Origin of the sequence: Shewanella psychrotolerans (genome assembly GCF_019457595.1) — a bacterium.
GTDB lineage: Bacteria > Pseudomonadota > Gammaproteobacteria > Enterobacterales > Shewanellaceae > Shewanella > Shewanella psychrotolerans.
Genome location: NZ_CP080419.1, coordinates 2,445,588 through 2,468,157 on the forward strand (window position 1 = coordinate 2,445,588; position 22,570 = coordinate 2,468,157).

Consider the following 22,570-nt stretch of genomic DNA (forward strand, 5'->3'; position numbering starts at 1 on the left):
CATGTTATTCGCGCGTCCTAAGACGCTAAAAGACAACGGTGTTCTAGGTATGAATAAGCGCAATATCGACTTTATTGGACGCTACAATCCACGTAAATATTACAAACGTGTCGATGATAAGCTCACCACTAAACAATTGGCATTAGCCAATGATATTGCAGTTCCGGCGCTGATCGGCACCGTGACTCAGCAACATGATATCGCTCACATTCCTGAAATGGTGAATAACCAAGATGGCTTTGTGATTAAGCCATCCCAAGGTTCTGGTGGCAAAGGGATTTTGGTTATTACTAAAGTCGAGAATGGTCACTATTTTAAACCCAACGGCAATGAAGTAACCCCAAGTGAGATAGATCGTCATGTATCGAATATTCTCAGCGGGCTATTTTCATTAGGCGGCAAACCCGATGTGGCAATTGTAGAGGGACTTATTCAGTTTGATCCTGTGTTTGATGGTTACTCCTTCGAAGGCGTACCTGATATCCGACTGATCGTATTTAAAGGCTTTCCCATTATGGGGATGTTACGCTTATCTACTGCAGCCTCGGATGGTAAAGCCAACCTGCATCAAGGAGCCGTTGGTGTTGGACTCGATATCGCAACAGGAAAAGGCTTACATGCCGTTCAATTTGATAGACCTATTGAGCTTCATCCTGATACCGATAAAAAACTGATCGATATCACGGTTCCTCACTGGGATACCTTATTGCATACTGCTTCTAAAGCCTATGAAATGAGCGAGCTGGGATATTTAGGCACTGACATGGTACTGGACCAAAAACTCGGCCCGCTGCTACTAGAGCTTAATGCGCGTCCAGGCCTTGCGATTCAAATTGCCAATGGCCAAGGGATTTTGCCTAGACTGAGGCATGTTGAACAGATGAAAAATAAATCCATGTCTGTAGAAGAGCGCGTAGCATATGCTAAAAAGCATTTTAGCAATTCTCCTGTCGCTTAGTCTTACGAGTGCGGTGCAAGCCGCCTCGCCTATTACGTTATTAGCTCAGCAATGTTTACCATATGAGGTATTACTCGATGATATCGATTCAACAGATACCGCCGAAAAAGCAGTAGCGCTGGAGCGTCAGCTCATTGGGCTTTTTAACTTAAAGGATAGTGTCAACTACTATCGTCAATTCTCCATTAATACTGACGATAAAGAGTTACTTTTACAGTGCCAATTACGCTTAGCCGATGAGTTTGCAAAATTAGCTCATCGACCAAACATCGAGACCTTCAGCCAACAATTACAACACAGCTCCTCAGTCAATGAGCAGCGCCTTGGTCAACGCTTATCTCAGTTGATAACGCGGCAAACATCACTTCAGCAAAAGGCCACGTTGCACACCACAGAGGCGGGACTAAAATATGCCTTACGCCACCAATCACTCTCTTTAGTGATTGGTGAGCATAGATGTTTGCTCCCTAGCGATGGCGCTGCGCCAGCTAAAATCAAGGCCCCCTTTAGTGAATCGATAGCGGCTTACCTTATTGAACAACAAGACAGTCAGTGCAGGCAACAGGTATGGCAGGCATACCAGCTTAGGGCAAAAGATAAAAATCAGCAGGCGTTGCAGTATCTATTCGACGTTAAACAGAACCTAGCAGCCCAGCAAGGTTATCTTGATTATGCTCACTATGTCTTAGCAGACCAACAACTTTCTAGCCCTAAATCTGTTAACCAATTTTTAGATGCGATAACCGACAAGGCTCCAGCACCATGGGATATAGGCCAAACCCTTTCAGCCGCGTCACCAACACCAATTGAGCCAATCTTTAGCCAAATATTTTTGCAAAAAATTTACCAAGAACTCAAGGTGTTTGACGTCACGATAGAGGAAGTCGATCCCCAAGTATTGAGAGTTTGGCATCAACAACGTTTGCTCGGCGAGATCTATCTCAGGCAAGGCAATACGCCACAAGCCCAAAGAGTGCGTCAGAGCGTTATTGGCCATCAGTTTGGCCAAGTATCGTTAGCCTTCCCCGGTGTTCTCACCGATTATCGAACACAGCAGCAGCTAATCGATGCGCTATCCGATTCACTAGCTCAGCTGATAAAAGGTGGCCATTACTATCTATTAAACACACTAGGCGACAGCCAAGATACTAATGAGGTTGGCCAACATTGGTTGTCGCTCTATCTTAGTAATAAATTGTTACCCGCAGTTGTCGACGGCAGTCGAGAAGACTATCTTTATCGCTACGCCACTCAGTTAAAAGTCTTTAGAAGTAAGCTCGCACTTGGTTTCTATCAAGGAACGCTCGACCCACAGAAATATCAATACGAATTTTCGCGGAGTTTCAATCAAGGATGGCCACAAGCCCAAGATGCAATTTACAGCTTTACAGGCATGATTAATCAAGGCCCTTTGTATTACAAAAGTTTATGGCAAAAGCACTTAGCTCAGCTTATTTTTCAAAACAATAAAGACCATCAGGATCAAAAACAACTCTTTGCGACTCTGATGATAAACGAGGCACAGTTGTCCTTCTCCCAGCAATTAGCAACCATCTTTGGAAGGCCTATCTCACCCTCATTTTTAATAGAAAGGATCCAACATGGTCAACGCTAATATGTTTTATAAGGTAGCTTGTTCGGTTTCAATTGCTGCAGCTTTAGTTTTTCCCAGTATCGGCATGACTAAAGATGCCGATACACTGAGCTCCCATGACTCGATATCACCACAGCAAGTGCGTGAATCGATAAAAACAAATTTAGAAAATCACCTATATCAGCTTCCACCTCGTGTTCAAGGACATTATGGGATACGCCTCTACCGCATGACTGGTGATGAAAAATACGCCAACGCTGCATTAGTTGACCTATATGCAGTGACAGAAGCACAAAGCTTCTATGCGTGCCAATTAGATAAGCCAGGGTTTATCGATAGTGAAGCTAAAGCTGCTATAGCCGTTTTAGGGAACGGTCCTCGTGCTAAAGCACGCAAAAAAGCGCTGCAGCCTTTTCCTGAGTTTCTGTTCTATACCGATGTATTATTGCGTTTCTCTAGTCGTATAGACGAGTTTGGCTTACAGGGTCCCTGCAATGACAAGTTACGTTCGGCGCTAAAATCAACCGATCTTAAAGCTGGCTTAACAGACAAAGCGATGATCGAAGCATGGGCTGCACAGCTTATCAATTATGTATATTGGGCAAAACAGCTAGGCGTCGGTGACTATACTGCCGAGTACAAAGACGCATTTAATCAAGTCTACCCGCAAAGTAGAGATAAACAGTTAACCAAAAAGCAGTTTAGAAACAAAATTTATGGTATGACCCATTTTATCTTTGCTGCTAGCGAATATTACCAACATCAAGTAGATGCTAAAGAGTTTGCTTGGATTTTGGATTACTTCGCGGCCAATATAGATAGAATATTAGCCGATGCCACCGATGATATTATTGCCGAAGTAGGGATTAGCTTTCATCTCACTGGATTATCTAATCACGAAGTCGTTAATAAGACCCAGCGCCACATCGTAAACGCATTTGATAGCACAGAGCGCACAATCCCATCCCCAAAAGGAAACCCAGATCTTGCCTTAGGAGAGCATCGCAATGTACTGGCAATGATGTTGCTTGACTGGCCAGAGACACTCCATAAAGGCCCTTATTTCCATCAGCTTAAAGCAACAAAAAAATACCTGCCTAAACAGGTTAAAATAAAACCTTAATAATGGATATGAACTTTAATTTATAAAACTTAGGGATGTGAGCCTGACTATGAACCAAGCAAAATCAACATTAGAACAGTGGCGGATATTACAAGCCGTGGTTGATCACGGTGGTTACGCTCAAGCAGCACAAAAACTCAACAAGAGTCAGTCATCCCTGAATCATGCGGTGGCCAAACTTCAGTCTCAACTTGGCGTTGCGCTGCTAGAGGTTAAAGGTCGTAAAGCTTATCTTACTGAAACTGGTGAGGTACTGTTAAGACGTTCTCGTCATATCACTCGATCGGTATCCGAGCTTGAAATATTAGCCAAAAACCTTCAAAAAGGCTGGGAGCCGACGCTAGTTATTGCTCGCGAGATCATCTATCCAATGGACAAACTTGTCGATGCATTAAGCCTATTTGAACCTCAGGGACGAGGAACAAGGATCATTATCCTCGACTCTGTCATTAGTGGAACATTAGAACTTATCGAATCGGAGCAAGTGGATATCGCCATCGCAGGAACAACACCTAAAGGGTATCTTGCAGAGCCGTTATGCCATGTGAAGTTTTTACTCGTGTGTCATCCCTCTCATCCATTGGCAACGAGAAGTGAACCTCTCGATGACAAATCATTAGCGGAACACCTGCAAATTGTCATAAAAGAAACAGGACAAGTCTCTCGATCCGATTTTGGTTGGCTAAAAGCAGAACAAAGATGGACGGTGGCAAATTTTCATGAAGCTATTGCCATTTTAAACCGAGGACTCGGCTTTTGTTGGATCCCTGAACATCTAGTATCAGACCTGTTAGCAAAAGGCTGCTTGCATAAATTAGATTTACAGGGCAGCAGTCATCGGCAAGGAACACTTAATCTGATTATTCCTAATAGGGATAATCAAGGGGCTGCTTCTCAGTTACTTGAGCAACTGATCCTCGCCCAGCATCAGTGATAGAAATGCAGCTAAAGAGATAAATATAAAGTAAGAATATTAAACGCTGAAATCCAGTTGCGATGAGCGTTTTTCACTTGTGGTATTAAGGTATTGATTATCAATCACCTTCGATTGATATCCTCCATAAGCACTATCTGTGGAATGATTGCTAGCCAATATGTAACGGCTTAAACGCTCTATCGTCTGAGAAGGACTTTTATCATTATCGATAACGGAGGGTGAGTCTGTCCGCTTACCCGAGATCACTCCATTTTCATTTACCTCACCAAACACTTGGCTAATGACAGGCTCAGGAATAACGATCCCTTTACTGGCATTATCGGCGTCGATAAGCGGTTTTATCTCTTGTACAGAGGGTGCTTGCTGCACGCGTTCAGCCGCTAGTTGCCCCTTAGCTTCATTCATCTTACGCAGCGCTTCACTTGCAACACGAATATCAGCCATCGAAGGATTAACTGGTGCCATTGCGGCAGCATAAACTCGCTTCATCTTATTTAACGTAGCGAGCGGATCGTTTGGAACCGCTGCGATATCAATAGATACTTCGCCATCTACAGCATAACGTTTACCATCACTGCCCAGCTCGTACGTTAAACTTGGAGAGCGAGCATAATTTCCGCCGACATTGGCATGGGCTTGCTCATGGGCACGCACTTCCGCATCCCGTTTGCTGAGTTGCTCCAGCTTAACTTGTTCAGCAAGATCTTCAGCTTTTTGTTGCTGTTTTTGTTGTTCTCTATTTTGCGTCTCAGACGTCTCTTCCTGCTCAAATGGCGAATAAGCTTGCTCTTTCGATGCTTGTTCTGGCTCGACAAAAGCGGCATTAGCGGCTGACTCAGGAGCATTCTCATCGGTAAAAATGGGCGGATTTTGAGGTGTATCATTGGTTCCAGAAACATTATTCACTTCATTAATCGTAGTGCTGGGACTAAAAATGGCTCGTATCTGACTACTATTATCGCCTTGAGGGGAAACATTAGATGCCGTGCTATTTATCATCCCCGATAGCTCCAAAGCCCCCAAAGAAAGACTGTAGCTACGACTTGGCGTATTTGCTTGAACAACCACAGTTGTCGGTATCGTCGAAGCAGAAGACGCGCGATTATTTTTAACAGGGATATTATTTGAAGGAGATGTTGTACTTGAAGAAGATGTAATATTAAGAGAAGCTGCTGGCTTAGAAAACGCAGCGAAAGACGCTGACGCATTTAATGTTGCTGCGTTGACGACACTGGTATTTGTTACCTCAGCAGTCTGCTGAGGGCTAACGCCTGAGTGACTGATGCCAGAATGGCCTGCACTAGCATGACTAATCGCTGAGGATCTGGAACTCGAAGCGTTACTATTAGACAAAGCAAAAGGCGCTGCATTCACATGCATCGCCGTATTAGTAGGCGTAGAGATAACGCCACTCATGCTACTACACCTGTATGTCTATCACAGTACCAAGGGTTTCAGATGAAACCTCTAATACTTCTACTGCAGCTTCACCTTGATTCTGCGCTTCGACAGCCGACACTAAAGCTTGAGTTTTATCCGTTGCTTCAACGGGTGTAGCGGTCTCAGCTTCTAATGTTTCAGTCGTTGTCGCAGGTGGTTGAGATGGCTTAGCCACATCAACGGTCGCTTGAGTTAACCCAGACTGAGCACTCTGCAACCCGGATAATCCCGATGAAAAACTTGATTGGATCTCCATACATTTGGCTCCGTTAGATAGAAAGCATGTAGGTTAATTATTAGCCAAACTAAGATAAATGTACAGCAATAACACTGAGCCGCTCACATTTATCCTCGCCTTTAGGCTAAATTTACCCACTCAGATTGCCAATCTTTCCATACTGGCGTAAATCCCTTCGCCAGCATGGCGTTTACCGTCTCAGCAGAACTACGATCATCATTTATCTCAAATTGATCTAATTGGCTTTTAGGGTTACTGTAACCACCAGGCTCAGTTGAGCTCCCCGCACTAATATGCGTCACCCCAAGGCCATAAAGATTATCACGAAAACTCGCCGATTCCCGCGTGGACAAACTAATTTCAAGCTGTTGATTAAACAATCTAAAAGCACAAATCAGTTGAACTAATCCTTTGTCTGTCAGTACGGTTTGCGGAGAAATACCGCCAGTACAAGGTCTCAGACGTGGCAAAGAGAGGCTATAACGACAGCGCCAATAATGTCGCTCTAAATAACTCAGATGATGCCCAAGTAACAAGGCATCGAGACGCCAATCATCTAAGCCAAGCAATACCCCTAAACCGATTTTATCGACTCCTGAACGGGCAATGCGCTCCGGAGATTCAACTCGGTAGCGATAGTCTTGCTTCTTACCCCAAGTATGATGCTTTTGGTAGGTGGTAGGATTATAAGTCTCTTGATACAACATGACCGCATCGAGGCCGAGATTGACTAAGCGCCTATACTCATCTTCTTCTAGCGGCTGTACTTCCATCGCAACATAGCTAAATTGCTTTTTGACCAGAGGCAACATAGAACAAAAATAATCAATACCAACCTTACTTTCATGTTCACCAGAGACCAACAAGATAGAATCAAAGCCTTGCCCTTTGATAATATTCATCTCTTGCTGTAATTCATCAGCCGTTAAAAATTTGCGTTTAAGCTTATTACTCATGCTAAAACCACAATAGTCACAATCATTAGCACACAAGTTAGATAGATAAAGTGGTAAATACATACCGATGTTAGTGCCAAAACGTTGCCGCGTGATTTCGGCAGCCCTTATCGCCATCTCCTCAATGTAGGGCTCTGCCGCTGGCGAGAGTAATGCCATAAGACTTGATAAATCGCCCTCGCTATTAACTAACGCGCGCTCTACCTCTGCAGGGCCAATGGAGTAAAGCGCTAATTTAAGTTGCTCTCGAGATAGCAACTTTAATTCATCATAAAAACTCATCTTAGGACTCCAAAAATGCGGTTAATGGCATTTGCGGACTGGTTTGCTGTGCAACACTGGACGTTATCCCTAATCCTGCGAGATAGGCATCTCTTCCCGCTGCGACAGCGCTTTTGAAGCACCGCGCCATAGCAACCGGATCGCGGCTACTCGCTATCGCAGTATTGACAAGCACTGCACTGGCACCCATTTCCATGGCTTGCATAGCATGTGAAGGCGCCCCAATTCCTGCATCGACAATGACAGGAATATTGGCTTGCTCTATGATGATCTTTAGAAAAGTTTGCGTCGCTAATCCCTGATTAGAACCTATCGGGCTTCCTAGAGGCATCACTGCGGCGCAACCCACCTCTTCCAAATGTCGGCACAATACCGGATCGGCGTGAACGTATGGCAAAACAACAAAACCTTTATCACAAAGCATTTTTGCGGCTTTGAGTGTTTCGATAGGATCGGGCATTAAATATTTGGGATCGGGATGGATTTCAAGTTTGATCCAAGGGGTGCCAAGCACTTCTCGACTTAACTCTGCGACAAACACGGCTTCTTGAGCATTCCTCGCACCAGACGTATTAGGTAACAGTTTTACACCGGAAGCTTTAAGTGGGGCTAAAATATCATCGGTTCCCGCTTTAAGATCGAGGCGCTTCATTGCCATCGTCACCAATTGCGAGCCACTCGCCTCGATTGCACCCACCATAGTCTTTGAGCTGGAAAATTTGCCTGTACCGGTAAACAAGCGTGAAGAAAACTGGGTATCTGCTAACGTCAACATACTAACCTCCTGCCACTACACCAAAAAGCTCAATAACATCACCATCTTCACAAGTGGTAAATGACCATTGCGATTTAGGCACGACTCGATTGCCTCGCAGCAGTGCTACGCTATCAAGGGCGATTTGTTGATCCAATAAGATTTGTTGCAAACTGCTATCATAGGCAACGGATAATAATTGCCCATTAACAGTGATCTGTATCTTACTCATAACGTATTTCCTTAACTAATTTGCTGCAAACCGGACACTTGGGATCTCGGGTTAGTAATGAAGATGTTTGACTGAGTCCCATGCCATCGAAACGATAAAGCCGCGCATTTTCATCATAGATGCCTGCTAAGTGCTTTATTGCCACCAAGGCTTGCATTGATGCCATAACACCGACCATGGGACCGAGAACGCCCGAATTTGTGCAGTTTTGTGTACTTTGTAGCGATGTCGGGAACAGACAGTGGTAACAACCCGATTGTGGATAACGTCCTAGATCGATAGTCATAAGCTGACCGCTAAAATGCGCCACTGATGCCATAACATTGGGTATCGACAATTTAATGCAGGAATCATTGACTAGATGGCGCGTGTCAAAGTTGTCGCTGCAATCAAGCACGATGTCAGCGCCAGATAGCAAAGCAGTTGCATTGTCTTCGTTTAAGAAGCAATCCATTGCCGAGACTTGGCACTCGGAATAACGAGCCGTGAGCTTACGACTACTCACCAATGCCTTGTTGTTTCCTATATCGTTTTTATCAAACAGAAGTTGCCTAGGCAGATTACTTTGCTCAACATCATCGCCATCAATAATAGTAAGCTGACCCACACCTGCTGCGGCTAAATACTGACAACAGAGCTGACCCAACCCGCCAACACCGACAATTGCGACCTTCGACCGCATCAAGTCTTGTTGCCCCTGTTCGCCCAGTTCTGGCAGCATGATCTGCCTTGAATAATGAATATACTGACGATCGTTAATTCCCATTTGCCACCTCCTGCAAATGGTTAAATGAGCCTTTTGAGGAGTGCATCCACAGACGAGACAAAAATTGGTAAGCCATAGCTGGCGACTTTGCTTGAGTGATAGCCCGTACTACCGCACACGCATCGACCCCTGTAGCGCTGATATCTTCAAGGGTTTGCGCATCGATACCACCAATCGCAACACTTGGGAAATGACCCGACAGCAATTTCACGTATCGACTAAGCTTTGCCACTCCTTGGGGCAGAGATGGCATCGACTTAGTTGTAGTGGCAAAAATATGACCTATTGCGATATAGGAGGGATTAATCTGCGCGGCTAACTTAAGCTCAAAATAGCCATGACTAGATATCCCAAGGGCGAGTCCCTTACTCGCTATTTGCTCCAAATCCGCGTCATAGAGATCTTCTTGACCAAGATGAACCCCAAAGGCACCATGTTTTAGTGCTAACTGCCAATGGTCATTAATAAAAACCTGTGCTTTATAACGACGCCCCAATGCAATTGCTTCGACAATCTGTTGTTCAAGCATTTGATCATCAAAGTGTTCATCGATTTTTAATCGCAGCTGTACCGTCGTTGCATCGTTTAAAAGCAATGTTTCAAGCAGCTCAACACTGTCAACAACCGGGTAAATATCCAGTGCATAAGTTAACCGCGCAAAATTAAGATCCACTGGTAACAAAGGTCTATTGTCACCAGATAAAATTGCGGGAAATAGATCTAAATCAGTAGGCCACCCCATCCTTGCTAAGGAGCCTGCACCTTTACCAACTTGTTGAGCATGAGCAATTCCTTCAGTGACATACGCCTTTGCAAGCAAGATGGCATCATGGAGAACATAACCATGGGCCATAAAAGCGGCAACGGCCGATGATAGAGTACAGCCACTACCATGACAGTTAGGGTTATTAGATCGTGGACTTGATAACACGAACCGCTGATCTTGATGAATAAACGAGGTGTGTGATGCGTTTCGACAAATAAACAGATCTTTTGCATATTTTTCGTGCCAAAAACCGCCTTTATCTCCCCCTTTTGCCAACACATTGGTCTTTAAATCAACAGCCATTTGCACCGCTGCATCGGAAAAGGCAACAGCACATGTCAACTCTCTACCACTAAGCTGTTCTAGCTCCTTAGCATTGGGAGTGATCAAGGTGATCACATCCTTAAGCACCATATAGTCGAGCACCGCGCCTAAAGTGTCACCACAACTGGCGACCATAACAGGATCAAGGATAACGGGTATCTTCTTGGTGACTTTTTGTTGATAGCTCGCAAACTCAGAGCCAAGCCAACGAGCTAAACAATTCAATTGTGCTTGATTAACCAGCAAACCTATCTTAATCGCATCGGGCGGCAAATCCGTTAATAGGCAGTTAAGTTGAGCCAGTAAAGTATTTTCATCTATGCCATAAACACCATCAACACTGACCGAATTTTGCGCTGTCACTGCCGTTATCACAGTGCAAGCATGGCACTGCAAATCATTGATCGTGGCGAGATCGGCTTGGATCCCAGCTCCTCCTCCACTATCGGAGCCAGCAATGGTCCAAACCACAGGTTTGCTGCACGGTGTTGCGTTGGCAGCTTTTTGTAGTTGACGACCCATCACAATGCTCCGCTTTCTGTCGTTTCTATCTCCTCGGCAGCACTAAGCTTTGAAACGGGCTGATAAATATTAGCGCCTTGGCGTTTAAACGCTTTGGACATCATCGCCATACCCTCTTCTGCCGAGGAAGGTTCAACTTCATTAACTGCTTTAACGGTTATCGCCTGTGCCGCTGCATAATCCCTAACTTCTTGTGTGATCTTCATAGAGCAGAACTTAGGTCCACACATGGAACAAAAATGAGCTACTTTGGCCGACTCTTGTGGCAAAGACTCATCGTGATAAGCCCTAGCCGTGTCAGGATCGAGTCCTAAGTTATATTGATCTTCCCATCGAAATTCGAATCTAGCCTTAGATAAAGCGTTGTCACGCATTTGCGCACTAGGGTGTCCTTTCGCGACATCTGCTGCATGAGCGGCAATTTTATAGGCGATGAGTCCTTGCTTAACATCTTCTTTATTTGGCAGCCCCAAATGCTCCTTAGGCGTGACATAGCACAACATGGCACAGCCATACCAAGCGATCATCGCAGCACCGATCCCCGAGGTAAAATGATCATAACCAGGCGCAATATCAGTCGTTTGTGGGCCTAATGTATAAAATGGTGCCTCATCACAAAGGGTGAGCTGCTTATCCATATTCTCTTTAATCAAGTTCATAGGAATATGACCTGGACCTTCGATAATGGTCTGAACATCATATCGCCAAGCAACTTTGACTAATTCACCCAGTGTTTCCAATTCAGCAAACTGCGCCTCATCGTTTGCATCAGCGATTGAGCCCGGACGCATGCCATCCCCCAATGAAAGGGACACATCATACGCTGCACATAACTGACAAATTTCTTCAAAATGTTGGTAAATAAAGTTCTCTTTATGGTGAGAAAGGCACCACTTAGCCATGATAGAACCGCCGCGCGATACCATCCCAGTAAGGCGCTTAGCTGTCATCGGCACATAGCGCAATAGCACGCCAGCATGGATAGTAAAATAATCGACTCCTTGCTCAGCTTGTTCAATCAGAGTATCTCTAAAGACTTCCCATGTGAGATCTTCTGCGATGCCCCCAACCTTCTCTAGGGCTTGATAGATGGGAACGGTACCAATAGGCACTGGTGAATTACGTATTATCCATTCGCGCGTTTCATGGATGTAACGCCCAGTAGAAAGGTCCATCACAGTATCGGCGCCCCAGCGCGTTGACCAAACTAGCTTTTCGACTTCCTCTTCAATCGATGAGGTCACTGCAGAGTTACCGATATTGGCGTTCACTTTCACTAAAAAGTTTCGACCGATGATCATTGGCTCAGCTTCGGGATGATTAATATTGAGTGGAATAATTGCGCGACCACGAGCGACTTCCTGACGTACAAATTCAGGAGTAATAGGCTCACCGATAGTCGCGCCAAAACTTTCACCTTTCGCTTTACGATTAAGAATTTCATCACGCACCTCTGTGCGCGCCATATTCTCGCGAATGGCGATATATTCCATCTCTGGGGTGATGATCCCTTGGCGTGCATAATGCATCTGAGTAACACATCGGCCAGCTATTGCTTTTCGGGGGGATAATAGTGATTCAAAACGCAGGTGGTCTAAACCATCCTCTTGCAGGCGTTGCTGGGTAAAATGAGAGCTAACCCCTTCGAGCTGTTCAGTATCCTCTCGTTCAGCGATCCAAGCTTGACGTAATTTAGGTAATCCTGTTCGCACGTTAATCTGTGCCTCGGGATCAGAATAAAGACCAGCACAATCGTAGACCATTAGTGGTGGATTAGTTTCGAGTATTTGATCTTGCTCAGCACTACCGATAACAGTATCACTTTGAACAATTTGTCGCATGGCAACCCGAAGATCATCTCGACTTCCGGTTAAGTAAACCTTTTCAGAATTAGGATGTTGCAGTGGTTTTAGATTATCAATAAACGCTTGAGCCTGAGCTCGGTTTTCACGACGATTTGACATAAGCAATCTCACTATTTAATGAATATGAAGTTGCTTGTCAGGAGAATTGAGAGTTGATGGCATTGAGCAAGTCTATTAACACTTAGCAATAGTCATTGCCTGTTAAACTGCTCAGAAATAGTAACGCGATAAAATTGTAGATAAAACGACTAAACCAAGAAGCACTAAATTCAAAAATACTCGAAAAGTCACTCTAAACGGTATTTAAACGACGATTTAGAGCAAGCGTGTTGCTGAGTCTAATCTATCATTTTTTACAATAATGTTGCATTAATATCATGCTTGTTTCCTTCGCAGGGACTAACCTGATCAGGTTCAACGGATCCCGAATAAACGGTCTCAGCCAAATGGCACTCCGACAAGAGGTGGCCAGTATACTCTCAAGTAAGAGAAATAAACAAGCCCTAAAAAATGGATGTTAAGACAAATTAATTGACAAAAGATATTAAAAACAAAACAAAGAGTTAAATACAAATCAAGTTCAAAATATACAGAAGACCAACCACTTCGTTGAATATTAATCATGGCAATTACATTAGTTTTTAACGCCCATTATGGCGAGACGTTTATCGAGCGCTGCTTTTAATGCTTGCTGAATGGTCTGTCCCCCACACTTAAACGGATAGCCTAAATTCTCAGCATGGGGATTTAATACGGTCCCCACTTTAACAATTCGATAGCAGGTATCACCTTGCTTAACAATGCGATTAGGATCGATATGGCTATCTAAGGTGCCGGCCACGGTAAACTCATCAGGTGAACTAAGTTGAAGGATTTCAATATCACCATCCATTTCACTTAGTGAGCGGTTCTGAGTATAAAGGTTAGCCTCTGTAGCCACTAAAGAATCGAGTGCAATTAACCGCTGTTTTTCAACATAGCCTTGAGTGAACAGGCTAACGTTAACAGTACCTGCACTGGTTTGAGTAACCGTGTTATTCACTTTGTGATTTTGGCTACTGGTTTTTTTATCCTGCAACCTTGGTTTATTGTTCTCTGACACCCCATTTTTTAACTGGTTATCAGCTTGGTTAACATTGTTGTCTGTCGTTAATATTGCAGTCTGTAAATCCACCTGAGCTGCGGGTGATGTAGATTGCTCGATAACATTAGGCTGAACTTTAGCGGAGGTAGGTGCTATTGAATCAAGCGTTAAAGAAGTCGCAGGCTGGTAAATGATATAAGCGTTGACCTTTTTATCCTTTGCCGAGCTCTGCTTGATGTCCGTAGAGTGTAAACTGGGTTTCCAAGCAATTTGCAAGCACCATAACAAGAGTAAATGAGCCAGTACAACCGCAAAAATCAGATAAATAGTCGTAGAAACAGGACGCTTTGTATTATCAACCAAACGCCTATCATTGATATGATTAACTAAAACTGAGTCATCTTGATATGAACTAAATGTTCTACTAAATGAAGGTTCGACCATGTTGTAACACAGTTTTCGTCCATTATCGCCAAGCGTTATTCTTATCGGCAAAGTATCCTTTCCTCAGCCTCTTCCAGTGCATAAACGCTTAGAGTTACATCAATAGATGTTAGTTCCCATGTTGTAGAGCCATATTCACAATAAATGGGCATCGACTACGCTATAACCTGATTAATATAAGTATGATTAAGCCTAAACTTTAAAAATTAGAAAATAAGCCGAGGAACACATCACACTTAGTGATAACGTGTATGAAATGATAATGATTACCCTTCACTGTTTTCACTAGTGCATCTATGGTTTAAACGCTATGTTAACAGAGGCATTTTTAACTAAGACGTACATTTGTTAACCATTCAAAAAAAGCCTGGCGAACTATAAGCTTACTGATAGAACAAACGCTATAGAATAAAAAACAACAAGCGAACACTTGTAAGCTAATAATGGAAGTTATGAATTTGAGCTGTTACACTGCTAGCCATAATACCTAAACAGTTAAAATGATATTCTATGACGAGCCAAGAGCTATCTGCGATCCAAAGTAAACAAGTTGATTTACCTAAGCAATATAGCAAAAAGGAAGAGTTAGCCAATGGGGTTAGCCATGGACTAGGCATTGCGGCAGGTATATTAGCCTTAATATTTTCTGTTAATAAAGGCTTTGAACACCTGAGCATCACTCAGCTTACAGGTGTAATTGTTTATTGTTGCAGTATCATTCTGCTTTTTCTCTGCTCAACGTTATACCATAGCGTTAGTGACCCACGACTGAAACATAAACTTAAAATAGCCGATCATTGTGCCATCTATTTGCTCATTGCAGGTACCTACACCCCGTTAATGCTTATCGAATTTAGCGGCGATAAAGCCTCAATCATGTTAGCGGCTATCTGGGGGATAGCCTTAGGCGGAGTATTATTTAAAACAATTTTCATCCACCGCTTCAAGGTCTTTAGCCTGGTATTGTATTTAACCATGGGTTGGTTATGCATGTTAGTGTTAGAAGATCTTATCGCAGCAATGACCCCCCTAGGATTTCAGCTATTACTGCTTGGAGGTTTGTTTTACAGCGTCGGAGTGATTTTCTATGTGGTGAAACGTATTCCCTATAATCATGCTATTTGGCATCTATTCGTGCTTGCTGGCGCACTCAGTCACTTCCTCTGCGTCTACTTAACGGTAATATAGTGCCGAGACTAAATAAGCTAAACTCGATTATAAGGAGCCTATCTCAAACCGCTTTTTGCTTCTCGAATTTCGCGTGATAACAAATTTGCTATCACCTACGTTGATTAAACTGCGTAAATACCACCTCAAGCTGCTCTGCCTGTTTTAACATTCCAGCTTGCCTGAAGAGTAATTGAACACATTCGATGGTGCATAGGCCACCTTCTAATTGATTACGCCGTAGTTGATAAGATGAATCACCAGCGCCACTTAACGCCAGTCTATCTGCCTGTTGCAAATAGGGACTTTGACGCATCATTTTTCGTGCCTCTTGCCATGTTGCATCTAAAATAATGATCTGTTTCTGTGCCACAGCTTCTATCTGATCAAGCCCACTATAGCTAGTCCATGTTGGCTTTATTGCCATCACGGCCTCAGCTAACTGAACAGCGTCATTATTCGCCTCATCCTTTGCAGGAAACATCAGTAATGCTTGACCCGTTTCACAGGCTTGCAGCAATGCACCGTCTGGGTGAACGCGGGACCAAACCACTTGCTGACAGTGCTCGGGAAAATGAGTTAACGCTAGGCAACCAGTATTGGTTGGCCGCTGGAGCTCTCGCTCATGGGTGAGTAACACTATCTGCATCTAACTAGCGGCCTTCATCTAACAATCCTTATTCATCTTCATTTTATGCGCTTGATTTTCGTTCAGCTATTTAAGCCCCATATGCTAGGTGTCATCAACTTAGCAAGTACACTAAAATATGGTGAGTGATTCTATCTGAATTGGCGCTGGTTTAAGACCATTTTATTAGCTGCAATTGCAATGATAAAAATCGAGTGAAAAATGACATCATTTAAAATCTCGAGACTTAACATTAAATTCATTCATATCGATAGAAAGGTCATCTAACCTACCCGCAATGATATGACACACCCCAGATTGTGTTTCAAAAACTCCTGTGACCTTCAAAATTTTTGACATCAAAAATGGCTGGCGCTGTGCTCTTGCTGTGGCACTCCACACAATCACATTAATATTACCCGTTTCATCTTCGAGCGTCACAAAAACCACCCCAGAAGCCGTACTAGGGCGCTGACGCCCAACGACGACACCCGCAACTTGTACCACCTGCCCGTGGCGACATAACTTAAGATCACTGGCGCGGATGCAGCTAGCCAGTTGTTGCCGCGTCCTTAATTGCGCCATAAGATGCCGACCTAAGCTCAATCCTAAAAACTGATAATCGCTCACTAGGCAGGCCATTTCACTAGGAGGAGCTAAATAAATATTCTCACTCTGCGGCGGTAGGTCATCAAATAGCGGTAGACTTGGCTGGTATGCACTTAATGTCCATTGAGACTGATAACGATGCCCAGCGATCATAGCGAGGGCATCAGCACCTGAAAGCAATGTCAAACAACGCCTTGAAAGCCCAATTTGATATAACGCAGCAACATCCTTAAAGCCTTGTTTCGGGCGGACTGCGAGCAATTGGTCAATCTCCCCTTTAACCATCCCCTTTATCAATCTAAATCCTAAACGGATCCCTTGCCGTTTAACCTTATCCAGAGGCGCTAAATCAAGTGGGACTATATCAAGTGGGACTAAGGTACTATCCCACTCACTGTGATTAACGCAAACGGGTAACACTACAACACCGTGACGTTGCACATCTTGAACTAACTGCGAAGGTGTATAAAAACCCATGGGTTGACTGTTTAATAACCCACAGCAAAACGCCGCAGGGTGATGATATTTCAAAAAGGCGGAAGTGTAAGCAAGTAAAGCAAAGCTTGCGGAGTGTGACTCAGGAAAACCATATTCTCCGAACCCTTTTATTTGCCGATAAATTTGGCCGGCAAAAACTTCGCTATAGCCACGTTGTGCCATACCCGCTAATAATTTGGTTTCAAATTGCTCTAGCTCACCAGAGCGCTTCCAACTGGCCATCGCACGGCGAAGCTGATCGGCCTCTCCACCACTAAAACCTGCAGCCACCATAGCAAGCTTAATCACTTGTTCCTGAAAAATAGGAACCCCCATAGTACGAGACAAAACGGCTTCGACTTCAGCGCTCGGATAACTTATCGCCTCTATCCCTTCCCTTCGACGCAAATAGGGATGCACCATATCTCCTTGGATGGGTCCTGGTCGCACGATAGCAATTTGTACAACCAAATCATAATAACAAGCTGGCTTAAGCCTAGGTAACATTGCCGTTTGAGCTCTAGACTCAACTTGAAATACCCCCACACTGTCACCACTCTGCAGCATCCGATATACCTCGGGCTGCTCCCAAACCACATCTTTCATTGAAAAGGTATAATCATCACGGCTCAGCAAGGCAAAGGTTTTGCGAATCGCCGTTAGCATGCCTAATGCCAAAATATCGACCTTAAGTAACCCAAGACTCTCAAGATCATCTTTATCCCACTGAATAACGGTTCTATCGATCATCGCTGCATTTTCAATGGGCACCAACTCAGATAAGGGCCCAGCTGAAATAATAAAGCCACCCACGTGTTGAGACAGATGGCGAGGAAAGCCTCTTAATTGCTGCACTAAAGGCACAAGATGCTGACCAATCCCCTGTTTAGGTATCAGCTGCTTTGATTCAAGCTGTGCTATCCAATCACAGCCTAGATCGCGACGATCGATACTCTTTACCATTATATTGATCCGCTGTTGATCTAGCCCCAACGCCTTACCAACATCACTCATGGCACTCTTGAAACGATAACTTATCACCGCAGCGGCAAGCGCTGTTCGCTCCCGCCCATATTTGCCATAGATATACTGGATCACCTCTTCGCGACGTTCATGTTCAAAGTCAACATCAATATCAGGGGGCTCATTTCGCTCTTTAGAAATAAAGCGTTCGAACAACATGCTCACTTTAGTCGGATCGACCTCCGTTATCCCAAGGCAATAACAAACGACTGAATTAGCAGCAGAGCCTCGTCCTTGATACAAAATGTGCTTTCTTTTAGCGAAGCAAACAATGTCATAGATAGTTAAAAAGAAATATTCATAGGACATCTGTTTAATTAACTGCAGCTCCTTAAGATATTGCAGCTTCACTCCATCTGGCACTTGTCCATCAAATCGCTCAAGGGCACCTTTTTCGACCTCTTGCGCAAGATAATCACCCGCATCCATCTGCTTGGGAACCACTTCTGCAGGATATTGATATTTGAGTTCATCGAGTGAGAATTGACATCGATGAGCGATAATTAACCCATTATCGATCCACTCCTTTGGATAACGCTTAATAAGTTGATCGACTCGCTTAAGGCTTGTCTCTGCATTAGTCGACAGCAGATGCCCCCCTTCAGCAATATTAGTTCCATGAGCGATACAGGTCAGCACATCCAGTAGTGCCTGGCGATCTGTGCTGTGCATACGAACGCCACCAGCGGCTACACAGTTAACCTTGTGGGCTCTGGCTAAACACTGCAACACCTCAATATTTAACGCTTCGCCAGCCATCAGATGCCGTTCCATAAGTAAGTATAATCTGGATGCAAAAGCGGCTTTAAGCTGTTCAGCGATAGCATTTAAGCATTGCTGATAAGCCTCAAGCTGTAATTCAAATCGTCCTAAATAGTCACTATCGGCGGCTTGTTGCTGATCTGTTTGAATCTGATGCACATCAGATCCTAGCGCTTCACGACTATCCTTATCTCCATGGTAATGGCCACTCATCGAGTACTGCGCTAAAGTGAGCGGCTTCCAAAGTAACAAACTTTCTTGCTGCCCCGTCATAAGATCTGCAAGGGTTAACTGGTACTCGCCCTTTACGGCACTGCGACGACCCTGAGTTATTAAGCGACTGATCTCAGCATAAGCGCGGCGACTTGGTGCAAGGAGCACAAAAAGCCCTTCTGCTAAATGAAATTCGGCACCATGGATCAATTTGATATCACAGCGCTTAGCCGCATCATGGGCTTTCACTGCGCCAGCGAAAGAACATTCATCCGTCAGAGCAATAGCCTGATAACCCAAAGATTTGGCTTGCTCGACAATCTCATGGGGATAGGATGCTCCACGAAGAAAGCTATAGTTTGAAATGGCATGTAGCTCGGCATACATCAGCTAAACCACCCTTGCAAAAACAGTCCTTGTTGATCGCGATATACCCAGCACAATCCACCAGCATTATGCTGCGCAATATAATAATCGCGTGTCCCTATTCCCGCTTGCCAATCACTCGATAACCGCTCAGGTCCTTTAAGTAGCTCAACATCATCTGGCTGTATAAGCTGCGGAGACTTAAGTAACCATGAGGGACGAAAACGCCCATCATTAAGTCCTTCGGCGATCTGCATTTTGAGTTGTTGCTCATCACGTATGGCTGCCGTTTTGGCCTGAATCGGCTTCTTATGCAGCCTGTTTTGGTGATAGTGAGAGCCGCTTTCACGACATTGATCACCCTGCCACTGCGATAGCCCCGTTGCCTGCCAGCAAGACTCTGGCATTGACGCCGATACGGCCTTAATTCCTTTAACCGCCTTATCTCCAAGTCTTGCTTGAAGTGTTGCCAGCAAGCGCTTAGCACTTTCATCTTGCGCTCCTTCCTGCCACCACTGTTTCGGTGATAAAGACAGCGGCACAACCTCACCTAATACCAGCTCAATACTGACCACTGGAGATGCTAAAGCGCTCCTGTCGAGCTGTACTCGAAGCAGCTTAAGCAACCCTTCACTGCGATGTTCAGCAAAAGGATAATGAATGGTTAAACATAAAGGCTCACAGGCTTTATCCCGATATACGAAATAGACTTTGAGACTCAATATTGCCTGTTGATGACATTGTAGATAATTGGCAAGTTCGCTCAACATCCGACTCAATGGAAATATCACCCCTTCTATATGCTCAACATCATAGAGTAAGGTTTGCTTTTTTTTGTACCGTTTAGGTGGCTGAAAAAATCTTTGTGGCTGAGGCTGTTGATCGTTTAGCTGCGCTAACAAAGTCAGCAATGATGGTTCAAATCGCTTAGCCAGCTCGGCGCGAGGCAATGCTAATAGATGCTGGATCTGATATAATCCCATATTATGGCAAGTACGTAATGTCTCATCGCTGACAGGTAATGCCTCTACAGCCAATGCCGCGATCTGAGCTAATGTCACATAAGAAAATGACACACTAAATTGCGCACTTTCGTCTCTATTTTGATGATAGTCACTATGATCGCCGCTAACGAATTGCGGCTGATACTTAGCCGCCAATGAGACCAACAAAGGATTATTTCCGAGTGCTAACTGCCATCGCAGTGAATAGCTATCCGCTTGCGCCCTATATTGCTCGATTAAACTCTCTAGTCCAGCAAACACCTTTAACATAGAACCGACTTCTAATAGTAGCGTATCGCTCACTCGCCCAGCATCAATAACACCGCGGTTCTCGACATCAATCTGGTGTTGGCAAACAGGCAGCACAACTCGGGCGCTATAACCATAGCTCCAATGACATAACCAAGTATTAGCCTCTTGACTTAAGCGACGATCAAACGCAATTAATGTCAGTGATGGAACGAGTGTCAACGCCGTCGCAACACTCTGTTCTGCTGTAATCCCTTTCATCTGAGCACGAGGCGATGCGGCTAATATCTTACTCGTTTGCTTGTTGTATATCGCCGTTTCGCAGTCAAGCGGTAAGCCGTGACAATAGCTTTGGTACTGCAACAGCCAATTAGGATAATGAACTGCCAGCCACAACATACTAGCTTGACCAAGGACCTTGAAACACATTGGTACTCAATGGCAACGATGGTTTCATGGCTGCTAGGTTCTGATTAACACCCTGATTAATAAGGCTTTGCTTATTGAGGCTTGCAGCTAAATAGGGAGGTAACAAAGACAAATTAAACTCAGGTACAGGCCAGCTACCTCGACGTTTAATAATATTGATTTGAGTGACTAAACGGTCATCTCGCTCATTATCTTGTCGTGCTAAATGGCCTTGCTGCTCTATGCGATGTTGTTGAATGGTTCGGTGGCGACTTAGTTGCACACGCAGATGTACAGGATGAGCCTGAGCTTTCGCCGCTTCAGGTAAATAACAAACGCAAAAAGTACCGCTTTTTTCAGCCGCAAGTTGTATTCTTCTTGACTCCGTTACCGTTAGCTTATCAAGCCAACAAAGCGTTAATGGTGATACGCCACTACTGATTATTTGCTCTAATGCCCAAAGCTGATCTTTTCTATTAGCGGTATCGACCCATAATAGCCGACGAACATCGATACCCTGCATAGCTAATGCTTCAGGGTAAGGAATATGAGGTGGTGATACCAAACTCACCAAGGTGTCTCCTTGATGGGCACAGCGATAATGTTGATAACGATGATCACAAGAGCTGCTGTCATTAAACGACTTATTATTGATGCCTCTATGAACTGATGCAGGAATAAGTGACGCCATTAGCGGTAACATTATCGTTAACTCACCGACACCCTCGCCTGCATAAAAAATCTCGCATAAGCCCTTTGCAGGCCAGCCACCATGGAGTAGATGTTTATTGAGTTGGCTAAAACCACTATCGATGACCTGCTGTTGTTCAACTTGATCACCGCGCCAGAGATCGCCACGCTGCAATAACTGCTCTATCGCTAAATGATTATCCTTTATTGCCAGATCACTAAGCGTTTTTGCCTCAAATGCACTGAATGCCACCATCATCTTCCCCTTATAAAGCTGTAATACATTGTACTTAGCTTCAATATTAAACACTGCGCACAAACACTGTATATAAAAACAGTATATTTATAAACGCTGAGATCGCAAGGTTTACATTAAAGATCGTCGATCTCACTCTCTATCATCGTAATTGAACCCGCTTTCACAGCTTCCTTTCGAATTAAGGTCAATATCTTTAAACGATGGTAGGATTGAGACGGTAATAGGATTTAAAAGCTAATGAGATTTAGAAGCTAATAGCATTTAGGGAGTTTATTTCTGAGCAGAATAAAGATTAAATATAAGTGGCATTCAATCTGTAGGTTTTATCAAGTTTAAGCCAGCTCTTGCCCTTTCCTGAACGCAACATGCATGTGCAAAATAGGGGTACACTAAGTAAGTAGGCGGCATTGTAATACCCGCATGATGTAAT

At 44.2% G+C, this 22,570-nt stretch carries 18 protein-coding genes and 1 riboswitch; of the genes, 5 read left to right on the forward strand and 13 right to left on the reverse strand.

Going from position 1 to position 22,570, the window contains the following annotated elements:
* Nucleotide 1: 1 nt before the first annotated feature.
* The 4 genes from K0I62_RS10800 to K0I62_RS10815 all read left to right on the forward strand — a co-directional run bounded on the left by K0I62_RS10800 (nt 2) and on the right by K0I62_RS10815 (nt 4,609).
* A complete protein-coding gene (locus K0I62_RS10800; RefSeq protein WP_220068158.1) occupies nt 2-958 on the forward strand; it encodes an alpha-L-glutamate ligase-like protein in 957 nt (318 codons plus the stop codon).
* Complete coding sequence (locus K0I62_RS10805; protein ID WP_220068159.1) at nt 921-2,573, forward strand: M3 family metallopeptidase; 1,653 nt, start codon at nt 921-923, stop codon at nt 2,571-2,573. Before K0I62_RS10800 ends, K0I62_RS10805 begins: the two co-directional genes overlap by 38 nt.
* 64 nt (nt 2,574-2,637) lie before the next feature.
* On the forward strand, nt 2,638-3,675 hold the full coding sequence (locus tag K0I62_RS10810; RefSeq protein WP_434086847.1) for a DUF3541 domain-containing protein: 1,038 nt from the start codon (nt 2,638-2,640) through the stop codon (nt 3,673-3,675).
* 49 nt (nt 3,676-3,724) lie between these two features.
* Nucleotides 3,725-4,609: a LysR family transcriptional regulator gene (locus tag K0I62_RS10815; RefSeq protein WP_220068161.1), complete on the forward strand. Its 885-nt coding sequence runs from the start codon at nt 3,725-3,727 to the stop codon at nt 4,607-4,609.
* 39 nt (nt 4,610-4,648) lie between these two features.
* On the opposite strand, the gene K0I62_RS10820 is transcribed toward K0I62_RS10815, so the two are convergent.
* The 9 genes from K0I62_RS10820 to K0I62_RS10860 all read right to left on the reverse strand — a co-directional run bounded on the left by K0I62_RS10820 (nt 4,649) and on the right by K0I62_RS10860 (nt 14,336).
* Nucleotides 4,649-6,028 carry a putative metalloprotease CJM1_0395 family protein gene (locus tag K0I62_RS10820; protein ID WP_220068162.1) on the reverse strand — a complete coding sequence of 460 codons (1,380 nt, stop codon included), beginning with the start codon at nt 6,026-6,028 and terminating at the stop codon, nt 4,649-4,651.
* Between the two features lie 4 nt (nt 6,029-6,032).
* Complete coding sequence (locus tag K0I62_RS10825; RefSeq protein WP_220064071.1) at nt 6,033-6,308, reverse strand: chemotaxis protein; 276 nt, start codon at nt 6,306-6,308, stop codon at nt 6,033-6,035.
* Nucleotides 6,309-6,409: 101 nt separating this feature from the next.
* Nucleotides 6,410-7,528 carry a 2-iminoacetate synthase ThiH gene (gene thiH / locus K0I62_RS10830; RefSeq protein WP_220068163.1) on the reverse strand — a complete coding sequence of 373 codons (1,119 nt, stop codon included), beginning with the start codon at nt 7,526-7,528 and terminating at the stop codon, nt 6,410-6,412.
* 1 nt (nt 7,529) lies between these two features.
* The gene (locus K0I62_RS10835; protein ID WP_220068164.1) at nt 7,530-8,303 is read right to left on the reverse strand and encodes a thiazole synthase; all 774 of its coding nucleotides are present in this window, start codon (nt 8,301-8,303) and stop codon (nt 7,530-7,532) included.
* A gap of 1 nt (nt 8,304) precedes the next feature.
* On the reverse strand, nt 8,305-8,514 hold the full coding sequence (thiS, locus tag K0I62_RS10840; RefSeq protein ID WP_220068165.1) for a sulfur carrier protein ThiS: 210 nt from the start codon (nt 8,512-8,514) through the stop codon (nt 8,305-8,307).
* Nucleotides 8,507-9,280: a HesA/MoeB/ThiF family protein gene (locus tag K0I62_RS10845; protein ID WP_220068166.1), complete on the reverse strand. Its 774-nt coding sequence runs from the start codon at nt 9,278-9,280 to the stop codon at nt 8,507-8,509. The genes thiS and K0I62_RS10845 overlap by 8 nt, the downstream gene beginning before the upstream one ends.
* A complete protein-coding gene (gene thiE, locus K0I62_RS10850) occupies nt 9,270-10,892 on the reverse strand; it encodes a thiamine phosphate synthase (RefSeq protein ID WP_220068167.1) in 1,623 nt (540 codons plus the stop codon). The genes K0I62_RS10845 and thiE overlap by 11 nt, the downstream gene beginning before the upstream one ends.
* Entirely contained in the window at nt 10,892-12,856 is a 1,965-nt protein-coding gene (gene thiC / locus K0I62_RS10855) for a phosphomethylpyrimidine synthase ThiC (RefSeq protein ID WP_220068168.1), read from the reverse strand. Before thiC ends, thiE begins: the two co-directional genes overlap by 1 nt.
* Before the next feature lie 269 nt (nt 12,857-13,125).
* Nucleotides 13,126-13,224, reverse strand: a riboswitch (TPP riboswitch).
* A gap of 167 nt (nt 13,225-13,391) precedes the next feature.
* A complete protein-coding gene (locus K0I62_RS10860; protein ID WP_220068169.1) occupies nt 13,392-14,336 on the reverse strand; it encodes a hypothetical protein in 945 nt (314 codons plus the stop codon).
* A gap of 459 nt (nt 14,337-14,795) precedes the next feature.
* On the opposite strand from K0I62_RS10860, the gene trhA reads away from it, so the two are divergent.
* The gene (gene trhA, locus K0I62_RS10865) at nt 14,796-15,473 is read left to right on the forward strand and encodes a PAQR family membrane homeostasis protein TrhA (RefSeq protein ID WP_220068170.1); all 678 of its coding nucleotides are present in this window, start codon (nt 14,796-14,798) and stop codon (nt 15,471-15,473) included.
* A 91-nt stretch (nt 15,474-15,564) separates the two neighbouring features.
* Here the strand turns inward: trhA and K0I62_RS10870 are convergent, their stop codons facing one another.
* From K0I62_RS10870 to K0I62_RS10885, 4 genes are all read right to left on the reverse strand, one after another.
* On the reverse strand, nt 15,565-16,101 hold the full coding sequence (locus tag K0I62_RS10870; protein ID WP_220068171.1) for a tRNA-uridine aminocarboxypropyltransferase: 537 nt from the start codon (nt 16,099-16,101) through the stop codon (nt 15,565-15,567).
* A gap of 207 nt (nt 16,102-16,308) precedes the next feature.
* Nucleotides 16,309-19,551, reverse strand: a complete 3,243-nt coding sequence (locus K0I62_RS10875; protein ID WP_220068172.1) for an error-prone DNA polymerase — start codon at nt 19,549-19,551, stop codon at nt 16,309-16,311.
* Entirely contained in the window at nt 19,551-21,212 is a 1,662-nt protein-coding gene (locus tag K0I62_RS10880) for a Y-family DNA polymerase (RefSeq protein ID WP_220068173.1), read from the reverse strand. Before K0I62_RS10880 ends, K0I62_RS10875 begins: the two co-directional genes overlap by 1 nt.
* Nucleotides 21,184-22,191 carry a hypothetical protein gene (locus K0I62_RS10885; protein WP_220068174.1) on the reverse strand — a complete coding sequence of 336 codons (1,008 nt, stop codon included), beginning with the start codon at nt 22,189-22,191 and terminating at the stop codon, nt 21,184-21,186. Before K0I62_RS10885 ends, K0I62_RS10880 begins: the two co-directional genes overlap by 29 nt.
* Nucleotides 22,192-22,570: the final 379 nt, after the last annotated feature.